Below are 23,579 nucleotides of genomic sequence, written 5' to 3' on the forward strand. Positions count from 1 at the left end.
GGCCAGGCCGGTGCGGTGACCTCGCTCGGGCGGGCCCCGGGTGGGGAGGCCGGGCGCCGGGCCCGTTCCGGGGAGGCCCGGCACCCCGGAAGTTCGTAGAGTGGAGGGTGTGGGTCTCGATCCACGGCTCCCTCCCGGACGCCGCTCGGGGCAGTGTCTGCCCGGGGTGGACGCCCGGACCGCACCGACGGCCACGACGAGCGGGGTAGCACCATGACCGGAGTCGACCCGGGCCGGCTGGACGACCAGCAGCTCATGAAAGAGCTGGAAGCCATCCACCGCACCCGCCACGACACGCTGTTGCACGGCTCGAACGACGCGCTGCACACCCACAACGTGCGGATGGCCCAGCTGGAGGGCGAGTACCTGCGCCGCCACCCGCGGCGGCCCGTCGCGGCGGGCCGCACCCGCGACGGCGCCCGGGAACGCGGGCCCGCGGGGGTGCCGCCGGCATGAGCGACCCGCATCCGGTCCTCGCCCGGCAGACGGAGGCCCTGGAGCTCTTCGGCCGCCGGGTGCACGCGATCCACGACGACCAGTGGGAGGCCGCCACGCCCTGCACCGCCTGGAGCGTGCGCGATCTCGTGCGTCACCTCGTCTCCGAGCAGGCCTGGGTGCCCGCGCTGGTCCGGGACGGCGCCACCGTCGACGCGGTCGGCGACAGCCTGGACGGCGATCTGCTCGGCCCCGACCCGGTCGCCGCCTGGGAGGCCGTGGCCGACGCCTCCCGCGCGGCGTTCGCCGAGCCGGGCGCGCTCGACCGCACGGTCCACCTCTCCTTCGGGGACCTGCGGGCGGACGACTACTGCGCGCAGCTCGTCACCGATCTCACGGTCCACACCTGGGACCTGTCCCGCGCCATCGGCGCCGACGAACAGCTTCCCGAGGACCTCTTGTCCTTCGCGGTCCGGGAGGTCACCCCGCACGCGGCGGAGCTGGAGAGGAGCGGACTCTTCGCGCCCCCGGAGGAACCCCCGCCCGGCGCCGACGTCCAGACGAAACTGCTCTGCCTGGTCGGCCGCAGGCCCTGACCCCGGGTGCCGGACGGTGCCGTAAGCAGGGCCCCGGGAGGACGGGTGGTCCGGCGTCGGGAAGAATGGAGGGGTGTTTGCCCCGCATGGCGCGGGGCAGACGCAGTTGCAGTGCTTCGGACAGGAGGCACGTCCGTGGGAGCGGCTATCCGCGCCATGGGTGTACTCGTCCGGAGCACGGGTGCGTTCCCACGATGACTGTCCATCACATGGCACCATCAAGGGAGTTGCGACGCACCATGCGAACTCAAGCGAGCGCGACGCACCATCCGCACGACGACGCCCCCGACACCGGGGAGGCCTTCCGCAGGCTGGCGGCCCTCCCCCCGGGACAGCAGCGCGACGCACTCCGTGCCGAGATCGTCGAGTCCTGGCTGCCGATGGCCGAACGGCTCGCGGGCCGCTTCCGCAGCCGCGGCGAGAGCCACGAGGACCTGCGCCAGGTCGCGGCGCTCGGACTGGTCAAGGCCGTCGACCGCTACGACCCCGAACTCGGCAACGCCTTCGAGAGTTACGCGGTGCCGACGATCACCGGCGAGATCAAGCGCCACTTCCGTGACCACATGTGGACCCTGCACGTGCCGCGCCGGGTCCAGGACCTGCGGAATCGTGTCCGGTTCGCCGCCCAGGACCTGTCGCAGACCATTCCGGGCCGCCGGCCCACGGTCGCCGAGATAGCCGAGCACGCCCGCATGAGCGAGGAGGACGTCCTCACGGGCCTGGAGGCTCTGGAGAGCTTCACCGCGCTCTCCCTGGACGCCGAACTGCCGGGCAGCGAGGACGGCTACTCCCTCAGCGACGCCCTCGGCTCGCCCGATCCGGCCCTCGACACCGTCATCGACCGCGAGGCCGTCAAACCCCGGCTCCAGGCCCTGCCCGAGAGGGAACGGGCCATCCTCTACATGCGGTTCTTCAGCGACATGACCCAGAGCCGTATCGCCGACGAGCTGGGCATCTCCCAGATGCATGTCTCCCGCCTCATCAGCCGCTGCTGCACAAGGCTGCGCGACCAGATCATGCGCGACGCGGCCTAGACCCGGCCCCGGCAGTGGGTTCTCAGGGGCTTCGGGCGGGGAGACGTACGGCCCCGGGTGCGGGTGGTTCCTGGCCGGGATGACGTACGGATTCCGGGTCCGGGTGTGGGTGGGTTCCGGGCGCGGGCGCCGTCGCACGGTGGGGACCGGGGACCGGTCGCGCCCCGCCCGCGATGTCACCCGCTCGGGCCCCCGCTTTCCCGCGAATGGTGCCCGGCCGTTCGCGCCCGGCGGTACGGCGGGCTCTGATGGGCCCGAGGGACACGACGGCCGTGGCCCTCGGCCCGCAGCCCGCCGAAGGAGCCCCGCTCATGCGCCGTACCGCCCGTGTCCTGTACGCCACCGCCCTGGCCGGCGCCGCTCTCGGCGCCGCCGCGTCGGGCGCGGCCGCGGATCCGGCCGCGGAGGTCAGTCCCGGCTCCGTCGAACCCGGGGGCACCGTCACCGTCACGGTCAGCTGCGACGCGATCGGGGGGACCCTGCCCGACGTCATCGACGCCAGCTCCCAGGGTTTCCAGGAGGGCAAGGTCCAGCTGCACCGCGTCGAGGGCGCCGACCCGGGCGCCGCGGGCTCCGCCTCCTACAGCGGCACCGCCCACATCGCCTCCGGCGAACCCGATCGGGCCGCCGGCTCCGCCACGGACGGCTCCGGCACGGGGCGCGGCTTCGACGAGGTGAGCCCCGGTGCGGACGGCTCCGGCGCGTCGGCGTCCTCCGACGCGAAGAACTCCGCCGACGCCCCCGCGGGCGGCCCGGCGGGAGGGGTGAGCCCCGCTCCCGGGGGCTGGGCGGCCGTGGTGCCCGATGCCCAGGCCCCCGCTCCCGGCACCGGTGACCCCGTGGTCCCCGACGCGCTGATCCCCGATGCCGAGAGCCCGGACACGGCGGGTCCGGATTCCGTGGGCCCCGACGACCTGGGCCCGGACACGGTGGGGCCCGACACGGTTCCCGAGCCGCTGGGCCCGGACACGGTGGGGCCCGGCACGGTTCCGGAACCGGTGAGCCCGGACACCGCGGGACCTGGCACCGTGGCTCCCGGCACGGTGGAACCGGACCGTGCGGGCCCCGATACCGGAGGCGCCGACGGACGGTGGAACGTCGGCGGGGTCTGTCCCGCGCCGCCGGGCGGTCACGGGAAGCAGTGGACCGCCTCGTACTCCGTGGCCCGCGGCACCACGGAGACCCATGGTCCCGACGCAGCGACCGGCTCCGGCACCGGCCTGGGTGAACGCCCGCCCACGGTCCAGGGGGGTGTGCACGCCGGCGAGGGCGGGGTGTTCACCGACTCCGTGCCGGCCCTGGTCGCCGGTGGACTGCTGATCGCCGGAGCCCTGGGCGCGGCCGCGCACCGGGTGCACAGACTGCGCCGGCGGCGGATGTGACGGGCGGCCGCCACGGTGGCGGTGGACGGCACGACGGCTGACGATGTGACAGACACCCACCTACGGGCAGGCATGGGACGGCATGCCTTCGGGCACCGAGCGGCTCACCCCGCGGGCCGGCGAGCGACGCCCGGTGAGCCGTACGAGGGGACGAGGACACCGGAACCGTACGGCAGGCAGGCTCCGGAACAGGGAACGGCGGCATCCACGGTGCGGAGGCAGGTATGCGGCGGACGGACCCGGAAGGACATGGACCGCTCCGGTACGGTCCGCCCCTGCCCGACCAGGGCCTGCCCGTCCTCCCGGAACTCCGCTCCGTGCTGGCCGCCGCCGCGAACCGCTCCAACGGCGAACCCTGCGGCGGCGGCCCCGTGCTCCTCGACGCCGCCAGCGGCTACTGGACCCGGCGCGGACTGCGTGCCGCACCCGACCGGGTCGCGGCCGCCCCCGGAGCCCCCGCGCTGCTGCTGGCCCTGACCGGCGCGCTCGGCGGCGACATCCTCGTGCCCCGGCCGTGTGCCGCCTGGTGGGCGCCGCAGGCACGCCTGCTGGGCAGATCCGTGTTCCACGTGGCGACGCCCGCCGAGTGCGGCGGCGTCCCCGATCCCTACGCCCTCCTGGAGACCGTCCGCAGGGTCCGCGCGGAGGGCGGCGACCCGCGGCTCCTCCTGCTCTCCGTCGCCGACGACCCGACCGCCACCGTCGCACCGCCCGAGGTGGTGCACGAGGCCGTGGAGGCCGCGGCGGGCGCGGGGCTGCACATCGTCAGCGACGAGACCTGGCGCGACACCCTGCACGAGCCTCGGGACACCGTGCTGCTCAGCCCCGCCGAGATGCTCCCCGACGACGTCTCCGTGATCACCGACCTCGCGGGCGCCTTCCTGCCGCAGGGCTGGCCGGCCGCCGTCGCCCGCTTCCCCGACAACGCGGCGGGCGCGTCCCTGCGTTCCCGCGTCCTGGACGTACTCACCGTGCTCGGCGCGCGCGTCGCCGAACCGGTCGCCGCCGCGGCCGCGTACGCGCTCGGCGAGCCCGCCGCGATCACCGAACGGCTCACCGCCGCCGTGACGCTGCACGCGCGCGTGGCCGACGCCGTCCACCGCGCGGTGGGTGCCGCGGGGGCCGTCGCGCGCCCCCCGCGGGCCGGCCGGCACCTGTACGTCGACCTCGGCGCGTTCCGGTCCGCCCTCGGCGCGCGGGGCGTCGGTGACGCGCAGGACCTGGAGGACCACCTCAGCGCCCGGCTCGGCATGCCGGCGCCGGGCGGACACCGCTTCGGCGACGACCTCGCCGCCCTCCGGGTGCGCCTCGGCACCGGGCCGCTGCTCGGCTCCACGGACGAGGAGCGGGAGGAATCCCTCAGCTCCCCCTCGCCACTGGAACTGCCGCATGTGCACCGCGCGTTGACCCTCCTGGGGTCGGCCTTCGGCGATCTCCGCGACGACGCCGAGCGACGGGAGTCTCCTCGATGACGCAGCAGTCCGAGTCGGCCACGAGCACGACGCCCCAGACCACCGGAGATCCCGCGCCCCCGGTCGCCCCGGCGCCCGGTCACCCCGCCGTCCTCCCTCCTCCGCCCCTCGCCGAGCCCCGCCCGCTCGGTGAGCGGCGCCTGTGGCCCCGGTCCTTCACGAACCGCCTGACCGCCCCCCTGCCCGGGCTGCGGGCCTTCACGCGGCTCGCCCGCGAAGGCGCGCTGCGGCCGCGCGCCGAAGGGCTCGCCGACATCCCACTGCTGCCCTTCGAGCCGGAACCGCTGCCCGCCGTGGACGCCCGGACGGTCGCCGTCTCCTGGGCGGGGCACGCGAGCTGGGTGATCCGGATCGGCGGGCTCACCGTCCTCACCGACCCTGTCTGGTCCCGCCGCATCGTGGGAACCCCGGCCCGGATCACCCCGGTCGGCGTGGCCTGGAACGCGCTGCCGCGCGTCGACGCGGTCGTCGTCAGCCACAACCACTACGACCATCTGGACGCACCGACCCTGCGCCGACTCCCGCGCGACACACCGATGTTCGTACCGGCCGGCCTCGGACGCTGGTTCAGACGGCGCCGGTTCACCCGGATCACCGAGCTCGACTGGTGGGAGGCGGCCCAACTCGACGGCGTCCGCTTCGATTTCGTCCCCGCCCACCACTGGTCCAAGCGCACCCTCACCGACACCTGCCGCTCCCTGTGGGGCGGCTGGGTGCTCACGGCGCCCGAGGGCCGGCGCGTCTACTTCGCGGGCGACACCGGATACGGCCACTGGTTCACCCGCATCGGGCAGCGCCACCCGGGGATCGACCTCGCCCTCCTGCCCATCGGCGCGTACGACCCCCGCTGGTGGCTGCGCGACGTGCACTGCGACCCGGAAGAGGCCGTGCGGGCGGCCGTCGACCTGCGCGCGCGGAGGATGGCCCCGATGCACTGGGGCACCTTCGTGCTCTCGGCCGAACCGGTGCTGGAACCACTGCGGCGGGTGCGGGCGGCATGGGAGCGGGCGGGCCTGGCCCGGGAGAACCTGTGGGATCTGGCGGTGGGAGGTTCCCGGGTGCTGGAGTGAGGGCGCGGCCCGTGCTCCCTCGGCGGCGCCGACCATGACCGCGCGGGCCGCGAAGAGGGCGCCCAGGACCGTCACCGGCTCGTCGCTCTCATCGGCTTCAGCGGCCTCATCGCCCTCGACGCCGAGCAGGTGCCGGTGAGCCCGTCCCTACGAGGCCTTCGTGCCGCGGAACCGGCGCCACACACCCGGCGCCAGGCTGATCGCCACGGTCAGTGCCACCGCCGCCACCACGCCCTGCCACGGCTCGGGGAAGAGCGAGCCGCCGAGGATGCCGATGATCTGGTACGTGGCCGCCCAGGCGAGGCAGGCCGGGAGGTCCCCGCGGGCGAACACGCGCAGCGGCATCTCCGCGATCAGACAGGCCAGCATCACCGGAACGCGGCCCGCCGGCACGAGGCGGGACAGGACGAGGACGGCGATGCCGTGGTCGGCGAGCTTTCGCTGCGCCCCGGCGAGCCGGTCCTCGGGGGCGCGTTCCCGGATCGCCTCCAGCCAGCGCGATCCGTTCCGCGAGCCCATGCCGCGCCGGCCGAGCCAGTAGAGCGAGATGTCGCCGAGGAACGCGGCGACGGAGGAGACCAGGAACACCATGAGCAGCGCGAAGGGTGACGTCTGGTGGAACGCCACGACCGCCGCCGAACTCACCAGCGCCCCCGTCGGCACCACCGGCACCAGAGCGCCGATGAGCACCAGCAGGAACAGCGACGGATAGCCGATCGCCTGTTGGGTGGACTCCGGCGGCACTGCCGGTGCCGTGGCGGACAGGAACATCAGCGGCGCGGTGCTCTTGAGGGACACAAGGGTCGTGCCCGTCGTGCCCTTGAGTGACAGCAGAGCGCCGCTCTTGAGCGAATGGAGGGCTGGGGGAGCCACCGCCCCCGCGACGGACCAGGAGATCACCGAGCGGCCTCCGGACGCACGCTCTCGCCCTGCCTCAGCAGATGCACCGCCACCTGGGGCGCGCGCTCGGCGGCCAGGCGCACGAACTCCTCACCCGGCGCGTGGAATTCATGGGGGCGCACGGCATCCATCCCGATGGGCCAGAACGTGCCGTAGTGCACCGGCACAGCGCTGCGCGGACGCAACGCGGCGAGCGCCTCGGCGGCACGCCCCGCGTCCAGATGCCCCTCCCCGAGGTACGGGCCCCAGCCGCCCACCGGCAGCAGGGCCACGTCGACCGGTCCGACCTCCTCGGCCATCGACGCGAACAGTCCCGTGTCCCCGGCGAAGTACGTCCGCGCCTCGCCCTCGATCACGTACCCCACGGCGGGGGAGCGGTGCGGTCCGATCGGCAGCCGGCGTCCGTCGTGCCGTGCCGGAACCGTGCGGACGGCCAGGTCACCGACGCGGGTGCGGTCGCCGGGCGCGACCTCCGTGAGCCGCAGATGGTCCAGCTTGCGCAGTCCGGGCACCGAACGCGGGGCACCGCGCGGCACGAGCAGCCGGGTACCCGGGGCCAGTCGCGCCAGCGAGGGAAGATGCAGATGATCGGCGTGCAGATGGGAGACCAGCGCGACGTCGGCGACCGCCGCCGGGGCGGGGGGCGGCGCCCCGCGCCTGCGCCGCAGGTGTGCGAGCCGGCGCGCGAAGAGGGGATCGGTGAGCACGCGTGTCCCGGAGTCCTCCAGCGTGCAGGTGGCGTGCCCCCACCAGGTGATCTCCACCGGCACCTCTTTGCCTCCTTCGCACGACTCCCCCCGAGCCTACGGGCAGGAGTAGGGTCTGCGGCGAAACCAGGAGGTGAGGGGGACACCATGGGAGACGCACGCGGTGCCTCCGGGACGCACGCCCTCAAACGCTCGCACGAGCGCAGCGGCCCCGTGCCGCGCTCCCCGTCGCTTCGCGTCACCGCGATCGCGAGCCTGACACCTCTGGAAGAGCTCGACGAGGACCCCTTTCTCGTCGACTCCCGCAGCCAGCACGCGATGTGCGCCCGCTGGGCCGCCGAGCACGGCTACGTCGTCACCCGGGAACTCCTCGTCCGCGGGCTGCGCCCGGACCACCGGAGCCTGTGGGCGGATGTCGAGGCCGGTCTCGTGGACCTGTTCGTCGCGCCCAGCCGCCGGGTGCTGGAGCGCGCGCTCGCCTCGGTGGAGGAGTTCACCGCCGAGTGCGCCCGCCGCGGCGTCCGCGTCGAGACCGTGGGCACCGCCGAACCGTCGTACGACGCCCAGATGAAGGCCAGGGTCCACCGCCGTCTGTCGATGCCGACGGCCGGCTACGACGGCCGTTGATCGCCCACCCCGTGTGAGTCCCGGCAAGGAGGCACCCGGGGAGGCCTCCTGAGGGAGTCCGCGCGGCTTTTGGGGACTTCTGGGGATCTCCGGCCGTTGTGACAGGGTGGGAGCAGGCCGCGCGGACCGGGCGGGCCGGGACGTGAGGTGGACTGGGCGTGGACAAGGGACGTTGGCGGCGCCTCGCCAGCGCGACGGGACGCAGCATCACGGTGTGGGCCGTGTCCACGCTCACGATGCTCGTCCTCGCCGGTGCGCTGCCCGACTTCCGGCTCCAGTCGGAGAGCGGGGACAGCGCTACACGGATCGCCGTCACCGCGGCGGCCGGCGCGGGCGTCTTCGGCCTCCTGTCGGCGCTGGTGTGGCCCCTGCTCGTGCGGGCCCTGCTGCTCGTCCCCGCCCTGGTACTCGGCCTGCTCGTCTTCTTCCTGAACGGCTCGCTGCTGCTGATCGCCCTGCGGCTCAACCCCTCCGGGCACGGCGAGGCGGCCCCCGAGACCGCCGTGGTCGTGGCCGCCGTCATGTCGGCCGTCGCCTCGGCCACCGGTGCCGCCCTCGCCGTACGGGACGACGACGCGTACCGGCGCCGTCTCTACCGGCTCGCCGACCGGCGCCGCAGACGTGCCACCGGGCGGCCCGGCCCCTCGACTCCCGGCGTGGTCTTCCTCCAGCTCGACGGCGTCGGGCACGACGTGCTGCGGGAGGCGGTCGGCAAGGGCCTGATGCCGACCGCCGCGCGATGGATCGGGGGGAAGCGCCCCACCCACCGGCTCACCCCGTGGAGAACCGACTGGTCCAGCCAGACCGGCGCCAGCCAGCTCGGCATCCTGCACGGCAGCAACCACGACGTCCCCGCCTTCCGCTGGTACGAGAAGGACACCCAGGAGGTCATGGTCTGCAACCGGCCGACCAGCGCCGCCGAGCTCCAGCGGCGGGCCGTCGCGCGCACCGGCGACGGCGGCCTGCTCACCGCCGACGGCGCGAGCCGGGGCAACCTCTTCAGCGGCGGTGCCGGCGAACTCGCCCTCGTGCTGTCCGTCGCCGCGCGCAGGGGACGGGACAACCGCTCGCGGGCCGGCTACTTCGCGTACTTCTCCGACCCGGCCAACGCCGTCCGTACGGCGATGTCGTTCGTGGCCGAGGTCTTCAGGGAGACGGGTCAGTCCACCCGGGCCCGCCTCCAGCGGCGACGGCCCCGGGTCAAACGCGGCGGGCTGTACCCGTTGGTCCGCGCGTTCGCGACCGTCGTCGAGCGGGACGTCGTGGTCGCCGCGGTGATCGGCGACCTGCTCGCCGGGCGCGACGCGGTCTACGCGGACCTGGTGGCCTACGACGAGGTGGCGCACCACTCCGGGCCGCGCGGCCGGGACGCCGAGAGGATCCTGGAGCGGCTCGACCGGTCGCTCGCGCTGATCGAGAAGGTCGCCGAGCACGCCCCGCGGCCGTACCGGATCGTCGTGCTCTCCGACCACGGCCAGAGCCCCGGCGAGACCTTCCTGACCAGGTACGGCCTCAGCCTCGGCAATCTGGTCCGGGCCGGCTGCGGGCTGCCCGTGCCCCGCAAGGCCCGCGGGACCCACAGCGGTGCCGAGGCCCGGACCGCCGTGCGGGCCGCGCTGCGCAGGCCGGTCGAGGAACGCGAGGAGCGGCGCGCACCCGTGGGGCGCCGGTCCGAGCCCCTGGTCCTGGCCTCCGGCAACCTCGGTCTCGTCTCCTTCCCCGACGTCGCGCACCGGATGAGCCGGGAGGAGATCGACCGCCGTCACCCCGCGCTGCTGTCCACGCTGGCCAACCACCCGGGCATCGGCTTCCTCCTGGTACGCAGCGAGGAGCACGGCGGCCTCGTGCTCGGGGCGCACGGCGCCGAGGTGCCGGTGGGCCGGCTCGACGACGAACACCCCGGCCCACTGGCGGACTTCGGCCCCGGCGCCGCCGACGCGGTGCGGCGCACGCACACGTTCCCGCACACCGCCGACATCATGGTCAACTCCTGGTACGACCCCGTCGAGGGCGAAGTCCTCGCCTTCGAGGAGCAGATCGGCTCGCACGGCGGGCTCGGCGGTGCCCAGGGGCACCCGTTCCTGCTCTCGCCGCTCACCCTGTCCGCACCGGCCGGCACGGACACGGAACCCGACGGCCCGGAACTCGTCGGCGCGGAGCGGGTGCACGACGTGCTGCGGCGCTGGCTGCGCGAGTGCGACGGCTCTCCACTACCGCTGCCGTCCCACCCGGACGAGCGGGCCGCCTGAGCGGCGGCCCCGCCGCGGGGCGGAGCGGCAGGCCCGCTCACCGGCCGACCTGCTCGGGGGACCGGAAAAATGGGAGGCGGCGGGCATACCGGAGCGCCGACACTGTGGGCATCGCACGCCGCGCTCTCGCGCGCGTCCCTCACGCATCGCTCATCCCTCGCCCCTCTCTCACACGTTCAAGGAGCTCGCCTGTGCAGGCAGCCGTCACCGTCACTCCCTCCCGTGTCCCGGAGCTGCTTCTCGGTCTCGCCACCGTGCGGCCGGTCTTCCTCTGGGGCGCCCCCGGCATCGGAAAGTCCTCCCTGGTCAGGGAGTTCGCCGAGTCGCTCGGGCTGGAGTGCGTGAGCCTGCTGGGGACGCAGCTCGCGCCCGAGGACCTGATCGGCGTGCCGCAGATCCGTGACGGGCGTTCCGTCTTCTGCCCGCCGCAGGCCATCGCCCGCGACGAGCCGTACTGCCTGTTCCTGGACGAGCTGAACGCGGCGACCCCCGATGTGCAGAAGGCCTTCTACTCGCTGATCCTGGACCGCCGCATCGGTGACTACGAGCTGCCGAAGGGCTCCATCGTGATCGGCGCGGGCAACCGCTCGACGGACAACGCGCTGGCCCGCCCGATCGCCTCGGCGCTGGTCAACCGTCTCACCCACGTCCATCTGGAGGCCTCTCCGAAGGACTGGCTCGTCTGGGCCGCCGCGAACGGCATCCACCCCTGGGTGCTCGACCACCTCACCGACCGCCCCGACCACCTGTGGTCCAAGCCGCCGAAGACCGAGGAGCCCTTCTCCACCCCGCGCTCCTGGCACATGCTCTCCGACGCGCTCGGCTCCTTCGGCGACGCGCTCGACGAGGAGACCCTGAAGGTGATCGCCCACGGCACGCTGACGCCCGCGCACGCCGTCGCGTTCTGCGGCTACGTCAAGATCGTGCGCAGTCGCTTCGGTATCGAGGCCATCCTCAAGGGTGACGCCCGCTGGCCCTCCCGTACGGAGGACCGTGATCTCCTCTACTACCTCGCGGAGTCGTTCCGCGGCCGCCTCGTCAAGGAGCTTCCGGCCGGCCGGGACCACATCTCGGCGAACGCCCGGCAGACCGCGTACCGGGCCAAGTCCCTGCTCATCCAGCTGGCCGAGATATCCGTCGAGGTCGCCCAGAACGTCATCGCCTCGGACGCCGACGGCAATCCGGTCCTGCCCGCGTGGTTCCTGGTGGAGGCGGCCCGGGACATGCCGCGCCTGGTGGAGGCGCGCCGGTGAGCCGTTCCCGCAAGGCCGGGGCCAAGGCCAAGCCCGATCCCGCCGCCGAGGCGTTCGCCGAGGGGCTGCGGCTGGTCCGGGCCAATCCGGCGCTGGGCGCGGTCGGCTTCCGCGTCTGCCGGGAGGACACGTGCGCCCGGGCTCCCCGGAACGGGCTGGTGGTCGTCGACTCCAACGGGACCGTGCACGTCAACCCGACCCGTCGCGCCGAACCCGTCGCCTGGGCCTGGGCCTTGGCGCACACCGTCATCCATCTGGGCTTCGGCCATGTCCCGGCCGCGGCCGGGACGCGCGAGCAGCCGGACCGTTTCGACCTCGCCGCCCGCTGCGTCGTGGTGAACCGCTTCCTGCGCGGCTTCTCGGTGGGGCTGACGCCCGAGGACCTCCCGGACTCCTACCCCGACGGTGACGAGGAACGGCTCGCCGCGGCCTGGCGCCGCGACGGCATCCCGCCCCGGTACGAGAACTGCGGCACGGCAGGCGGCGACCCGGACCAGGCTCTCGTGTCCTGGAACGCCTGGCTCGGCAGCACGCCGACCGACTGGCAGGTGGCCTTCGCGCACGCGCTGGTCAGGACCATGTCCGCCGCGATGGACGTGGCGGGCGGCAGACGCGCATCCATGAGCGAAGGGCCCACCCCGCTCCGGCCCTGGGAGCGCGCGCTGAGCTGGTTCGTCTCCTCCTATCCGCTGCTCGGCGGCCTCGCGGCGGGCATCACCCTCGTCGCCGACGCCGAACTCGCCCGCGCCCACGGCATCTCCGTCGCCGCCGTGGACACCGACGCGGCCGAGATCTACGTCAACCCGCTGTGCGCGTTCACCGACGAGGAATGGCGGTTCGTCCTCGCCCACGAGATGCTGCACGCCGCCCTGCGCCACGGCGACCGCTGCGGCACCCGGGACCCGTATCTCTTCAACGTCGCCGCCGACTACGTGATCAACGGCTGGCTGTGCGAGATGCAGGTCGGCACGATGCCCGAGGGGCTGCTGCACGACCCGGAGCTGAAGGACCTGTCGGCCGAGGAGGTGTACGACCGGATCGCCGGCGATCTGCGCCGCATGCGCCGCCTCGCCATGCTGCGCGGCAGGGGAACGGGCGACATCCTGGGCGGACCGCTCGGCTCGGCGCGCGACTACGTCGACCTCGACGAGTTCTACCGCCGCGGCCTGGCCCGGGGCCTCGATCTGCACCAGCAGCAGGAGCGCGGCTTCCTGCCCGGCGACCTGGTCGAGGAGATCCGCGCGCTCAGCCACCCGCCGCTGCCCTGGGACGCCCGACTCGCCCGCTGGTTCGACGAGTTCGTGCCCCGGCCCGAGCCGCTGCGGTCGTACGCGCGTCCCTCCCGCCGGCAGGCGGCCACCCCCGGCATTCCCCGCGCGGGCCGCTGGTTCCCGCCCGAGGAGATCGCCCGCTGCACCTTCGGCGTCGTGCTCGACACCTCCGCCTCCATGGACCGCACCCTGCTCGGCAAGGCGCTGGGCGCCATCGCCTCGTACGCCGCGTCCCGCGACGTACCGGCCGCCCGCGTCGTGTTCTGCGACGCCGCCCCGCACGACGCGGGCTATCTGCCCGTCACGGAGATCGCCGGACGTGTTCGGGTGCGCGGGCGCGGCGGCACCGTGCTCCAGCCGGGCGTCGATCTGCTGCACCGCGCCGACGACTTCCCGCCGGGCGCTCCCGTCCTGGTGATCACGGACGGATACTGCGACGTGCTGCGGGTACGGCGCGAGCACGCCTATCTGGTGCCGCACGCCGCACGGCTCCCGTTCACCCCGCGCGGGCCCGTCTTCCGGGTGACCTGAGCCCCCGACGCGGTGCGCCGGCCGCCCCGGCCGACGAAATCCCGGACACGCACCGGCAGGTCGCCGCCCGAACCGCGGGGTGTGCCGGGCCCAGGTGTGATCGGATGGGAGACACGGACCCCGGTAACGGGACCACACCCGAAAGGAATCATCGTGGCAACCACGCGCACCGCACACACCGTGTGGGAAGGCAACCTGCTCGAGGGCAACGGCGTCGTCACCTTCGACTCCTCCGGCATCGGCCAGCAGCCGGTGACGTGGGCGTCGCGGGCCCAGGACGCGAACGGCAAGACCAGCCCCGAAGAACTGATCGCGGCCGCCCACTCCAGCTGCTTCTCCATGGCGCTGTCGCACGCCCTCGCGGGTGCCGGGACGCCGCCCACCAAGCTCCTCACCAACGCGGACGTCACCTTCCAGCCCGGCGAGGGCATCACCGGCATCCACCTCACGGTCGAGGGCACGGTGCCGGGCCTGGACAACGACGGCTTCGTCGCGGCGGCCGAGGACGCCAAGAAGAACTGCCCGGTCAGCCAGGCCCTGACCGGTACGACGATCACGCTGTCGGCGAAGCTCGCCTGACGCCCGTACCACGGTGCCGCGTCCTCCCCGTGGGGGCGCGGCACCGGCATGTCCGCCCGCGTACGCCGTCCGCGCCATTGACAAGCGAGAACACAGGTTTTGTGCTTGGGGGCGGGCAGAGCCGTGGCGGAAGGGGACGGACATGGCACGTGCGGTCGGGATCGATCTGGGGACGACGAACTCGGTGGTGGCCGTCCTGGAGGGCGGTGAGGCGACGGTCGTCGCCAATGCCGAGGGAGCACGCACCACACCCTCGGTGGTGGCCTTCGCCAAGAACGGAGAGGTGCTGGTCGGCGAGGTCGCCAAACGGCAGGCAGTGACGAACGTGGAGCGCACCGCGCGGTCCGTGAAGCGGTACATGGGCGATGTGAACTGGCGGTTTCCCGGGAAGGGCGACATCGACGGGACCCGCTACCGCGCCCAGGAGCTGTCCGCGCGGGTGCTGCAGAAACTGAAGCGGGACGCCGAGGCCTATCTGGGCCAGGACGTCACGGACGCCGTGATCACCGTGCCCGCCTACTTCGACGACGCGCAGCGCCAGGCCACCAAGGAGGCGGGCGAGATCGCGGGTCTGAAGGTCTTACGGATCATCAACGAGCCGACCGCCGCCGCCCTGGCGTACGGTCTCGACCGCGGGGAGGAGCAGACCGTTCTCGTCTTCGACCTGGGCGGCGGCACCTTCGACGTCTCGCTCCTGGAGATCGGTGACGGGGTCATCGAGGTCAAGGCGACCAACGGGGACACCCGGCTCGGCGGTGACGACTGGGACCAGCGGGTCGTCGAGCATCTCGCCCAGCGCTTCAAGGCCGCGCACGGCATCGATCTCGGACACGACAAGATGGCTCTGCAACGGCTGCGCGAGGGTGCCGAGAAGGCCAAGATCGAGTTGTCCTCGTCCACCGAGACCACGGTCAACCTGCCCTACATCACCGCCACCGCCCAAGGCCCGCTGCACCTCGACGAGAAACTGACGCGTGCTCAGTTCCAGGAACTGACGGCCGACTTGCTCGACCGCTGCAAGACCCCCTTCCACCAGGCCGTCAAGGACGCCGGTGTGAAGCTGTCCGCCGTCGACCACGTGATCCTGGTCGGCGGGTCCACCCGGATGCCCGCCGTCACCGACCTGGTGAAGGAACTCACCGGCAAGGACCCGCACAAGGGCGTCAACCCGGACGAGGTCGTGGCTCTCGGCGCGGGACTCCAGGCCGGTGTGATCCGCGGCGACGTGAAGGACGTCCTGCTCCTCGACGTCACCCCGCTGTCCCTCGGCATCGAGACCAAGGGCGGCATCATGACCACGCTCATCGAGCGCAACACCACGATCCCCACCCGGCGTTCGGAGATCTTCACGACGGCCGCCGACAACCAGCCCTCCGTCGGCATCCAGGTCTACCAGGGCGAGCGCGAGATCGCGGCCTACAACAAGAAGCTCGGCGTCTTCGACCTCACCGGGCTGCCGCCCGCGCCGCGCGGAGTCCCGCAGATCGAGGTCGCCTTCGACATCGACGCCAACGGGATCACCCATGTCTCCGCGAAGGACCTGGCCACCGGGCGCGAGCAGAAGATGACCGTGACCGGCGGCTCCGCGCTGCCCAAGGGGGACATCGACCGCCTGGTGCGCGAGGCCGAGCAGTACGCCGAGGAGGACCGGCGGAACCGGGAGGCGGCCGAGACCCGCAACCACGGCGAGCAACTCGTCTACCAGACAGAGAAGTTCGTCCGCGACAACGACGAACGCGTCCCCGCCGACACGAAGGACGCCGTCGCCTCGGCGGCCGGCGAACTGAAACAGCTTCTGGAGGACTCCTCCACCGACACCGCCGCTCTGCGCGGCGCCATCGAGAAACTGGCCACGGTCAGCCAGCAGATGGGCCAGGCCATGTACGCCCAGGCCCAGCAGAGGTCGGCTCCTCAGGACCAGCCGCCCACCGAGCAGGCGACCACAGGGCAGGCGCGGGACGACGAGGAGGACGTGGTGGACGCGGAGATCGTGGACGAGGACCGCGCAAGGGACGGAGGGGACAGCGGGAGCGGAGGGGGCGGCCGGGACGGGTTCCCGGGGCCGGGGGCCGCTCAGTAGCGTTCGCGGAACTCCCGGAGGATCTCCTTGGTCCGTTCGACGGAGGCGGAGTGGGCCGACATGTGGTCCAGCACCTCCAGATGCAGGGCCACCTCCTCGCGCGCGTCGAGATAGAGGGCGCCGGTCACGTACTCGCTGTAGACGATGTCCGGCAGCTCTCGCTCGGCGAAGCGGAACAGCGCGAAGGACGTGTACGTCCCCGGGTGCGGGCCGGCCGAGAACTCCGCGACCTGAAGGGTGACGTGATCGAGCTCGATCCATTCGAGGAGCCGGTCCATCTGATCGCGCATGACCTCACCCCGGATGCTCACCGGACGCAGCAACGCCGTCTCGTCCATGATCACCCAGAGGTGGGGAGGGTTCTCGCGGGTGAGCAGCGCCTGCCGTTTCATGCGCAGCGCCACATGCCGGTCGATGGCCTCGGTACCCGTCTGCCCGACGGTCCCGGCCTCCAGCACGGCCCGCGCGTACTCCTCGGTCTGCAACAGCCCCGGCACGAAATGCGGTTCGTAGCTGCGGATCAGCCGGGCCGCGCCCTCCAGACTGACGTGCATGCTGAACCAGTCCGGCAGCACGTCGTGGTACCGCTGCCACCAGCCCGGCTCGTTGGCCTCCTCGGCCAGCGCCACGAAGGTGTCCGCCTCGTCGTCGGAGACGCCGTACGTCGTCAGCAGAACCTGCACGTAGGGGATTTTGAGGGAGACCTCGGCCGTCTCCATCCGCCGTACGGTGGCCGGCGCGACCCGCAGAACACGCGCCGCTTCCTCCCGTTTCAGGCCCGCGGCCTCGCGCAGCTCCTGGAGCCGTCGCCCAAGGACCACCTGTCCCACCGTGGGTGCCGGCCGCCGCTCACTCACGCCACGCCTCCCCACGCGCCGAAGTATGCGTGCAGTGTGCCATGTCCGCGCGGAACCATCATCGATTGCCCTCAACATGCGGACAGGCAGGCCGATCTGACGCTACGTGGACAACTCGTCGCCCGCACGGCACCGCCGTAGCCGGCGCCTCTCCCGTCCCAGGCGACGGTGCGTCACTCCTGCGACGCGTGAAGGTACTTGCCCGTCGCGGGGTCCGCCGGCAGGAGCGTCTCGATGGCCAGCTCGGCGACCGTCACGTCCATCGGGGTGTTGAACGTCGAGATGGACGAGAGGAACGACAGCACCCGCCCCTCGTGTTCGATCCGCAGCGGGAGCGCGAAGTGAGGTCCGGGGCCGAGCGGCTCGTCGTCGTCCACCTCCGCGTCCCGGTCCGGGACCGGATACGCCGCCACCTCCTCGTACAGCGCGCGCAGCGGATCGGAACGGCGCAGCGCGATCTGCCGGTCCATCTGGGCGAGCAGATGATCCCGCCACGTGCGCAGATTGCGGATGCGCGGCGCCAGGCCCTCTGGATGCAGGGTCAGCCGCATCGTGTTCAGCGGCGGCAGGAGGAGCCGGTCCGGGACACCGTCCAGCAGCAGGGCGATCCCGCGGTTCGCGGCCAGAACGTCGTACCTCGCGTCGACGATCAGCGCCGGATACGGCTCGTAGCCCTGGATCAGCCGCTCCATGCCCTCGCGCAGCGCGTCCATCGACGGGTCGTCGATCGGCGTCTCCGCGTAGCGCGGCGCGTAACCCGCCGCGAGCAGCAGCGCGTTGCGCTCGCGGACCGGCACGTCGAGGTGTTCGGCCAGCCGCAGCACCATGTCCTCGCTGGGGCGGGAGCGGCCCGTCTCGACGAAGCTGATGTGCCGGGCCGAGGAGCCCGCCCGCAGGGCCAGCTCCAGCTGGCTCACCCGGCGCTGCTCCCGCCAGCCGCGCAGCAGCGGTCCGACCCCGCCGTCGGTGGAGGGACGGGGCACGGCGGCGGGACCGGACGGGACAGGGCTCATGGGACGACCTTGACATGCTCCTCGCCCCGAAGGTCGAGGATTCCGGCCTTCTCGATCGTTGCCGTACCGCTCCGCGACGGCACGGGTCCGGCCGCCTCGGGGAGCCGTCGCGCCCCGTGTGCCCCTGCCGAGGGGTGACGGCTGTGGCACGCTGGGCGAAGGGCCCGCTCCGGCGCCGGTCCGACCCCCCGCGCGCCCACCCCGGGCCCACCGCCCCGCACGCCTCACCCGCCGTACGAAGGGATCACGTCCATGGCCGTCGAACCGCTGGAGCCCAAGGAGATCGAGGAGCGGCTGGCGGAGCTGCCCGGCTGGTCGCTGGACGGCGACCGGCTCGCCCGTACCTACCGGCTCGGCACCCACTTCGCGGCGACCGCGATGGTCGTGCACATCGCCCAGGTGCAGGAGGAGCTCGACCATCACTCCGACCTCACCCTCGGCTACAACACGATCGCCCTCACCGTGAACACGCACAGCGTCGGCGGCGCCGTCACCGCGCTCGACTTCGGTCTCGCCCGCAGGGTGGAGGAACTCGCGCCGGGACACGGGGCGAGCTGACCGCTGTGCTGGACTACGACAAGGAAGCGGACGGCTACGACGCGACGCGCGGCGGCGAACCACGGGCCGCCGCTGCCGCGGCCGCCGTGCTCGCCCTGGTCCCCGACGACGCCCGCAGCCTGCTCGACGTGGCCTGCGGCACCGGCATCGTGACGAGCAGGCTCGCCGCCGGGCGTCCGGGGCTCCGGGTGACGGGGGCGGACGCGGCCCACGGCATGGCCCGCCGGGCGGCGGAGCGCCTCCCCGGATCCGTCGTCCGCGCCGACGGCCGTCGACTCCCCTTCCCGGAAGGCTCGTTCGACGCCGTGTGCGCGGTGTGGCTGCTGCATCTGCTGGACGACGCGGGCCCCGTCATCGCGGAGGCCGCGCGCGTCCTGCGCCCCGGTGGTGTGTTCGTCACCACCGTCGACAAGGCGGCGGCCCACCATGTCGGCAGCGACATCGACGCGCTGACCGCGCTCTGTCCCACCGGGTACGCCGAGGACGGGACCGCACGCGTCACGGCGTACGCCGCCGAGCACGGCCTGGTCCCGAGCGGCACGGCCCTCTTCCGCGGCCACGGCCAGGGCCGGACCCCGCGGGGTGTGGCCCGGTACATCCGCGGCGGGCGGCTCTACGCGGCCGGCGGACCTCGACTGGCCGAGCGCGTCGAGACCCTGCCGGGGCCCGATGTCCCGCGCCGCGAACCGGACTTCACCCTGTGGGCCTTCCGCAGGAACTGAACGCGTGCGGACCGGACCGGCCCGGGGTCAGAGAAGGGTTTCCCTCCGGGTGAAGTCCATGGTCCAGTTCGTCAGCCAGGTGTGCTCCCCGTTCACCGAGAAGGCCTGTTCCCAGCGAGCCGTCGTCTCCGAGATCCCCGACCACACGTACCGCACCCGCACGTCCTTCCCCTCATGGGTGTCGTCGCCGTGGAACTCGCCGCGTCCGTCGGGTCCGAACCGCCCGAGCACCGGTGGGAACAGCCGGCCGCTGCGGCTGGACGACCAGTTCAGCGACCACCGCCCGGTCTCCACGTCGAAGAGCCGCAGCGTCAGGCCCGTCCATCCCTGGCTCGGCACGTCGATCTCGTCGATGTTCGCGGCGCCGCGGAACAGGTTCCAGCAGCGGCTCACCGCGGGGAACTCCTCCCAGTCGCTCTCCGGGTCGAGGAAGTCCGTACGACGGCGGTTGACGACGTCCCAGTCGCCGTGGAGGAAATCGAAGTCATGGAGGGCCGACACGTCGTCCAGGACGTTGTTCATCCGCGGTCCCCCGTGGTTCCCTCAGGCAGCGAGTCGGTCAAGTAGGCGCCCAGGTCCGGCACTTCGGAGGCGAGCAGATGCCGTACCCAGGCGTCCCGCTCGTGCAGGATCGGCGGCAGCTCCCAGACACAGCCGATCCACGGGAGGTCCGTGGTGACGAAGTGCGCCGGGTCACGGTCGGGGCAGCCCAGCACCTGCTGGCCCGCGGCGGCGCCCCGGAAATGCAGGACGTTGTCCCACACCCAGCTGTACGCGTTGAGATAGGCGCCGTCGTCGCCGCCCCGGTGCAGGACGACGAAGGTGGCGGGCGGGGTGCCGTCCGGCTCGGGAAGCAGCCGCGGCAGGATCGCGTAGGCCGCCCTTTCGACCTCCGGTTCGATACCGGCGGGGTCCGCGGTGACGTGGTACCGCTTGATCCGCCGTCCCGCCATCTCGATGGGCGGCGGCACGGTCAGGAACTTCTCCTTGAAGGCCGCCCGGACGGCGGATCCGTCCGAGGCCCCGGAACCGCCGGAAAGGCCGGAAGCCCCGGAGGGCCCGGCAGCGCTGGAGGGCGCGGGCGCATCGGATGTCCCGGAAGGCGCTGAGCCGGGCACCCCCGCCGGAGCGGTGGACGGTGTGGTGGTGGCTGGAGTCATGGCAGGACGCTAGGCCCGCTTCACTGACATCCTGTGTCAGTGAAGTCCAGCCGTCTCATCTCGATCCTGCTGCTGCTCCAGACCCGGGGCAGACTCACCGCCGCCCAGCTCGCCGCGGAGCTGGAGGTGTCGGTCCGGACGGTGTACCGGGACGTCGAGGCACTGAGCGCGGCGGGCGTCCCGCTCTACGGCGACGCGGGGCACGCGGGCGGCTACCGGCTCCTCGACGGCTACCGCACCCGCCTCACCGGGCTCACCACCGAGGAGGCCGAGGCCCTGTTCCTCGCCGGGATACCCGGGCCCGCCGCCGAACTCGGACTCGGCGCGGTGCTCGCCGCGGCCCAGCTCAAGGTGCGTGCCGCCCTCCCGCGCGAACTGCGCGAGCACGCGGACCGGGTGAGCGGCCGCTTCCACCTGGACGCGCCGGGCTGGTACGCGGACGCCGACGAGACCCCGTACCTCACCGCGGTCGCCGACGCCGTCTGGAACGGCCGGGTCCTCGACATCCGCTACCGCCGCTGGCGCGAACCCACCGACGTGGACCGCCGCCTGGAGCCCTACGGCCTCGTCCTGAAGGCGGGTCGCTGGTATGTCGTCGCGGGCCCGGGACCGCGCACCTACCGGGTGGACCAGATTCTCGAACTGCACACCGTGGAAGGGGAGTTCACCCGGCCCGAAGGATTCGATCTGGCGGAGTACTGGACCGCGTACCAACGGGACTTCCACGAGCGGCTGCACCAGGCGGAGGCGGTCGTGCGGATCGCGCCCGGAACCGGCCTCGGTGGTCTCGCCGGCCGTGCGATGGCGGTCGACGGGCGCACGGACGAGCAGGGTTGGACGTGTGCCACCGTCCCCGTCGAGTCCCTGGAGCAGGCCCACGACGACTTCCTTCGGCTCGGCACGGCCGTCGAGGTCCTGGAGCCGCCCGAACTGCGCGCCCGCGTCGCCGGGACGGTCGCGGAACTGGCCCGCAGGTACGCGTAGAGAGCGCTTGCTGCGAGGCGGCAACTCCCCTGCGGGCAGCGGCGACTGAGAGGCAGAAGCAGTCTGTCCTCCCAGGAGGTAATCACCGTGCAGCACCCGCAACGGCAGCACCGCAGACGTGCGATCGGCTCGGCCCTGGCGGCCGCGGCTCTCATCACCGCCGGACTGACCGGCCTCGGCGCCGGTCCGGCCCGGGCGGCCACGGCGCGACAGGCCGAAGCCCTCGACCGGGGCGTCGTCAGCGTCCACACCGACAGCGGCAACCAGGTCACCTGGCGCTGGCTCGGCACCGACCCGAACGACGTGTCGTTCAACGTCTACCGTGCCGGGACCCTGGTCAACTCCGCCCCGGTCAGCGGCTCCACGAACTATTTCCACGCGGGCGCGCCCGCGCAGGCCGACTACACGGTCCGCGCGATCGTGAACGGCGTGGAGCAGGCGGACTCCGTCCACGCCGTCCAGTTCCGGGCGGGCTACAAGGACGTTCCCATCACCCCGCCCGCGGGCGGCACCACCCCCGACGGTGTCGCGTACACCTACGAGGCCAACGACGCCTCCGTCGGGGACCTCGACGGCGACGGGCAGCTCGACTTCGTCCTCAAGTGGCAGCCGACGAACGCCAAGGACAACTCCCAGTCCGGCTACACCGGCAACACGATCGTCGACGGCGTCAAGCTCGACGGCACCCGCCTGTGGCGCGTCGACCTCGGCCGCAACATCCGCTCCGGCGCCCACTACACGCAGTTCCAGGTGTACGACTACGACGGTGACGGCAAGGCCGAGGTCGCCATGAAGACCGCGGACGGGACGACGGACGGGCGGGGCACGGTGATCGGCGGTTCCTCCGCCGACTACCGCAACTCCAGCGGATACGTCCTCTCCGGGCCCGAGTACCTGACCATGTTCAACGGCCGGACCGGGGCGGCCATGGGCACCGTCGACTACGTCCCGGCCCGCGGCACGGTCTCCTCCTGGGGCGACTCCTACGGCAACCGAGTCGACCGATTCCTCGCGGGCACGGCCTACTTGGACGGTGCCCGGCCCTCCCTGATCATGGCGCGCGGCTACTACACCCGTACCGTCATCGCCGCCTGGGACTGGCGGGGCGGTGCCTTCACCCGGCGCTGGACCTTCGACACCAACTCCTCGACCAACAGCGGCAAGGGGTACGACGGGCAGGGCAACCACCAGTTGTCCGTGGCCGACGTGGACGGTGACGGCAAGGACGAGATCGTGTACGGCTCGATGGCCGTGGACGACAACGGCTCCGCGCTGTGGACCACCAGGAACGGCCACGGTGACGCGATGCATGTCGGCGATCTCGACCCGTCCCGCGCGGGCCTGGAGGAGTTCAAGGTCGACGAGGACTCCACCAAGCCGTCCTCGTGGATGGCGGACGCGAGGACCGGCGCGATCCTGTGGTCGACGGCCGCCAACGGCGACAACGGCCGGGGCGTGGCCGGCGACGTCTGGGCGGGCAGCGCGGGGGCCGAGTCCTGGTCCTCCCGCGCCGACGGCGTCCGCGGTCCGGGGGGCACGGTGGTGGCCACCCGCAAGCCGGGCAGCGTCAACTTCCTGTCCTGGTGGGACGGGGACACCGTCCGCGAACTCCTCGACGACACCCATATCGACAAGTACGGCACGTCCGCCGACACGCGCCTGCTGACCGGCTCGGGCGTCCATTCCGACAACGGCACCAAGGCGACGCCGGCCCTGTCGGGCGACATCCTCGGCGACTGGCGCGAGGAGGTCGTCTGGGCGACGACCGACAACACGGCCCTGAGGATCTACTCCACCCCGTACGAGACGACCACGAAGATCACCACCCTGCTCCACGACACCCAGTACCGCACAGCCCTGGCCTGGCAGAACACCGCGTACAACCAGCCCCCGCACCCGAGCTTCTTCCTCGGCAACGGCATGGCGACGGCCCCGCGACCGTCGGTGTACACGCCGTGACCCGCTGAATCCCCGCCGCCGGGCACAGGCCGCGGGGGGGGGGGGGGGGCCCCCCCCCGGCCCCCCCCCCCCCCCCGGGGCGGGGGGGGGGGGGGGGCCCCCCCCCCCGCGGGGGGGGGGGGCCCGCCCCCCCCGCGGGC

General features: G+C 73.0%; 22 protein-coding genes. 16 read left to right on the forward strand and 6 right to left on the reverse strand.

What is annotated here, in order from left to right; all coding sequences use genetic code 11:
- Positions 1–213: 213 nt before the first annotated feature.
- The 6 genes from ACF07B_RS12620 to ACF07B_RS12645 all read left to right on the forward strand — a co-directional run bounded on the left by ACF07B_RS12620 (position 214) and on the right by ACF07B_RS12645 (position 5,989).
- Positions 214–456 (forward strand): DUF6158 family protein, encoded by a 243-nt coding sequence (locus ACF07B_RS12620; RefSeq protein ID WP_037621429.1) that lies wholly within the window; start codon positions 214–216, stop codon positions 454–456.
- On the forward strand, positions 453–1,031 hold the full coding sequence (locus ACF07B_RS12625; RefSeq protein ID WP_392178940.1) for a TIGR03086 family metal-binding protein: 579 nt from the start codon (positions 453–455) through the stop codon (positions 1,029–1,031). Before ACF07B_RS12620 ends, ACF07B_RS12625 begins: the two co-directional genes overlap by 4 nt.
- 239 nt (positions 1,032–1,270) lie before the next feature.
- The gene (locus tag ACF07B_RS12630) at positions 1,271–2,065 is read left to right on the forward strand and encodes an RNA polymerase sigma factor SigF (protein WP_362391925.1); all 795 of its coding nucleotides are present in this window, start codon (positions 1,271–1,273) and stop codon (positions 2,063–2,065) included.
- Positions 2,066–2,376: 311 nt separating this feature from the next.
- On the forward strand, positions 2,377–3,447 hold the full coding sequence (locus ACF07B_RS12635; protein WP_392178941.1) for a hypothetical protein: 1,071 nt from the start codon (positions 2,377–2,379) through the stop codon (positions 3,445–3,447).
- A 224-nt stretch (positions 3,448–3,671) separates the two neighbouring features.
- A complete protein-coding gene (locus ACF07B_RS12640) occupies positions 3,672–4,919 on the forward strand; it encodes an aminotransferase class I/II-fold pyridoxal phosphate-dependent enzyme (RefSeq protein WP_392178942.1) in 1,248 nt (415 codons plus the stop codon).
- Positions 4,916–5,989 (forward strand): MBL fold metallo-hydrolase, encoded by a 1,074-nt coding sequence (locus ACF07B_RS12645; protein WP_392178943.1) that lies wholly within the window; start codon positions 4,916–4,918, stop codon positions 5,987–5,989. The genes ACF07B_RS12640 and ACF07B_RS12645 overlap by 4 nt, the downstream gene beginning before the upstream one ends.
- A 147-nt stretch (positions 5,990–6,136) precedes the next feature.
- Here the strand turns inward: ACF07B_RS12645 and ACF07B_RS12650 are convergent, their stop codons facing one another.
- Together ACF07B_RS12650 and ACF07B_RS12655 are read right to left on the reverse strand one after the other, a co-directional pair.
- Entirely contained in the window at positions 6,137–6,760 is a 624-nt protein-coding gene (locus tag ACF07B_RS12650) for a DedA family protein (RefSeq protein WP_384236567.1), read from the reverse strand.
- A 125-nt stretch (positions 6,761–6,885) separates the two neighbouring features.
- Complete coding sequence (locus ACF07B_RS12655) at positions 6,886–7,659, reverse strand: MBL fold metallo-hydrolase (protein WP_362391917.1); 774 nt, start codon at positions 7,657–7,659, stop codon at positions 6,886–6,888.
- 84 nt (positions 7,660–7,743) lie between these two features.
- On the opposite strand from ACF07B_RS12655, the gene ACF07B_RS12660 reads away from it, so the two are divergent.
- The 6 genes from ACF07B_RS12660 (at position 7,744) to dnaK (ending at position 16,186) form a co-directional block, all read left to right on the forward strand.
- The gene (locus ACF07B_RS12660) at positions 7,744–8,223 is read left to right on the forward strand and encodes a hypothetical protein (RefSeq protein WP_362391915.1); all 480 of its coding nucleotides are present in this window, start codon (positions 7,744–7,746) and stop codon (positions 8,221–8,223) included.
- 236 nt (positions 8,224–8,459) lie between these two features.
- Entirely contained in the window at positions 8,460–10,472 is a 2,013-nt protein-coding gene (locus ACF07B_RS12665; protein WP_392179198.1) for an alkaline phosphatase family protein, read from the forward strand.
- A gap of 191 nt (positions 10,473–10,663) precedes the next feature.
- On the forward strand, positions 10,664–11,725 hold the full coding sequence (locus ACF07B_RS12670; protein ID WP_392178944.1) for an ATP-binding protein: 1,062 nt from the start codon (positions 10,664–10,666) through the stop codon (positions 11,723–11,725).
- Positions 11,722–13,527, forward strand: a complete 1,806-nt coding sequence (locus ACF07B_RS12675) for a hypothetical protein (RefSeq protein WP_392178945.1) — start codon at positions 11,722–11,724, stop codon at positions 13,525–13,527. Before ACF07B_RS12670 ends, ACF07B_RS12675 begins: the two co-directional genes overlap by 4 nt.
- Positions 13,528–13,680: 153 nt before the next feature.
- Positions 13,681–14,106 carry an OsmC family protein gene (locus ACF07B_RS12680; RefSeq protein ID WP_261705012.1) on the forward strand — a complete coding sequence of 142 codons (426 nt, stop codon included), beginning with the start codon at positions 13,681–13,683 and terminating at the stop codon, positions 14,104–14,106.
- A 142-nt stretch (positions 14,107–14,248) separates the two neighbouring features.
- The gene (gene dnaK, locus ACF07B_RS12685) at positions 14,249–16,186 is read left to right on the forward strand and encodes a molecular chaperone DnaK (protein WP_392178946.1); all 1,938 of its coding nucleotides are present in this window, start codon (positions 14,249–14,251) and stop codon (positions 16,184–16,186) included.
- On the opposite strand, the gene ACF07B_RS12690 is transcribed toward dnaK, so the two are convergent.
- Positions 16,180–17,043 carry a helix-turn-helix domain-containing protein gene (locus ACF07B_RS12690; RefSeq protein ID WP_369484380.1) on the reverse strand — a complete coding sequence of 288 codons (864 nt, stop codon included), beginning with the start codon at positions 17,041–17,043 and terminating at the stop codon, positions 16,180–16,182. The two genes, dnaK and ACF07B_RS12690, sit on opposite strands and share 7 nt — an antisense overlap.
- A gap of 173 nt (positions 17,044–17,216) precedes the next feature.
- On the reverse strand, positions 17,217–18,056 hold the full coding sequence (locus ACF07B_RS12695; RefSeq protein ID WP_392178947.1) for a helix-turn-helix domain-containing protein: 840 nt from the start codon (positions 18,054–18,056) through the stop codon (positions 17,217–17,219).
- A 252-nt stretch (positions 18,057–18,308) separates the two neighbouring features.
- Between ACF07B_RS12695 and ACF07B_RS12700 the strand changes: the two genes are divergently transcribed.
- Together ACF07B_RS12700 and ACF07B_RS12705 are read left to right on the forward strand one after the other, a co-directional pair.
- Entirely contained in the window at positions 18,309–18,614 is a 306-nt protein-coding gene (locus ACF07B_RS12700) for a 4a-hydroxytetrahydrobiopterin dehydratase (protein ID WP_384236274.1), read from the forward strand.
- Between the two features lie 5 nt (positions 18,615–18,619).
- On the forward strand, positions 18,620–19,336 hold the full coding sequence (locus tag ACF07B_RS12705; protein ID WP_392178948.1) for a class I SAM-dependent methyltransferase: 717 nt from the start codon (positions 18,620–18,622) through the stop codon (positions 19,334–19,336).
- A gap of 27 nt (positions 19,337–19,363) precedes the next feature.
- Here the strand turns inward: ACF07B_RS12705 and ACF07B_RS12710 are convergent, their stop codons facing one another.
- Together ACF07B_RS12710 and ACF07B_RS12715 are read right to left on the reverse strand one after the other, a co-directional pair.
- Positions 19,364–19,837, reverse strand: a complete 474-nt coding sequence (locus ACF07B_RS12710) for a hypothetical protein (RefSeq protein ID WP_392179199.1) — start codon at positions 19,835–19,837, stop codon at positions 19,364–19,366.
- 17 nt (positions 19,838–19,854) lie between these two features.
- Entirely contained in the window at positions 19,855–20,289 is a 435-nt protein-coding gene (locus ACF07B_RS12715; RefSeq protein WP_369484388.1) for a hypothetical protein, read from the reverse strand.
- 246 nt (positions 20,290–20,535) lie between these two features.
- Here ACF07B_RS12715 and ACF07B_RS12720 point away from each other — a divergent pair, with 246 nt between their 5' ends.
- Together ACF07B_RS12720 and ACF07B_RS12725 are read left to right on the forward strand one after the other, a co-directional pair.
- Complete coding sequence (locus ACF07B_RS12720) at positions 20,536–21,480, forward strand: helix-turn-helix transcriptional regulator (RefSeq protein ID WP_392178949.1); 945 nt, start codon at positions 20,536–20,538, stop codon at positions 21,478–21,480.
- An 81-nt stretch (positions 21,481–21,561) separates the two neighbouring features.
- Positions 21,562–23,439: a rhamnogalacturonan lyase gene (locus ACF07B_RS12725; RefSeq protein ID WP_392179200.1), complete on the forward strand. Its 1,878-nt coding sequence runs from the start codon at positions 21,562–21,564 to the stop codon at positions 23,437–23,439.
- Positions 23,440–23,579 lie beyond the last annotated feature (140 nt).

The sequence above is a fragment of the Streptomyces sp. NPDC015532 genome (genome assembly GCF_043078065.1).
In the GTDB taxonomy this organism is placed as follows: domain Bacteria; phylum Actinomycetota; class Actinomycetes; order Streptomycetales; family Streptomycetaceae; genus Streptomyces.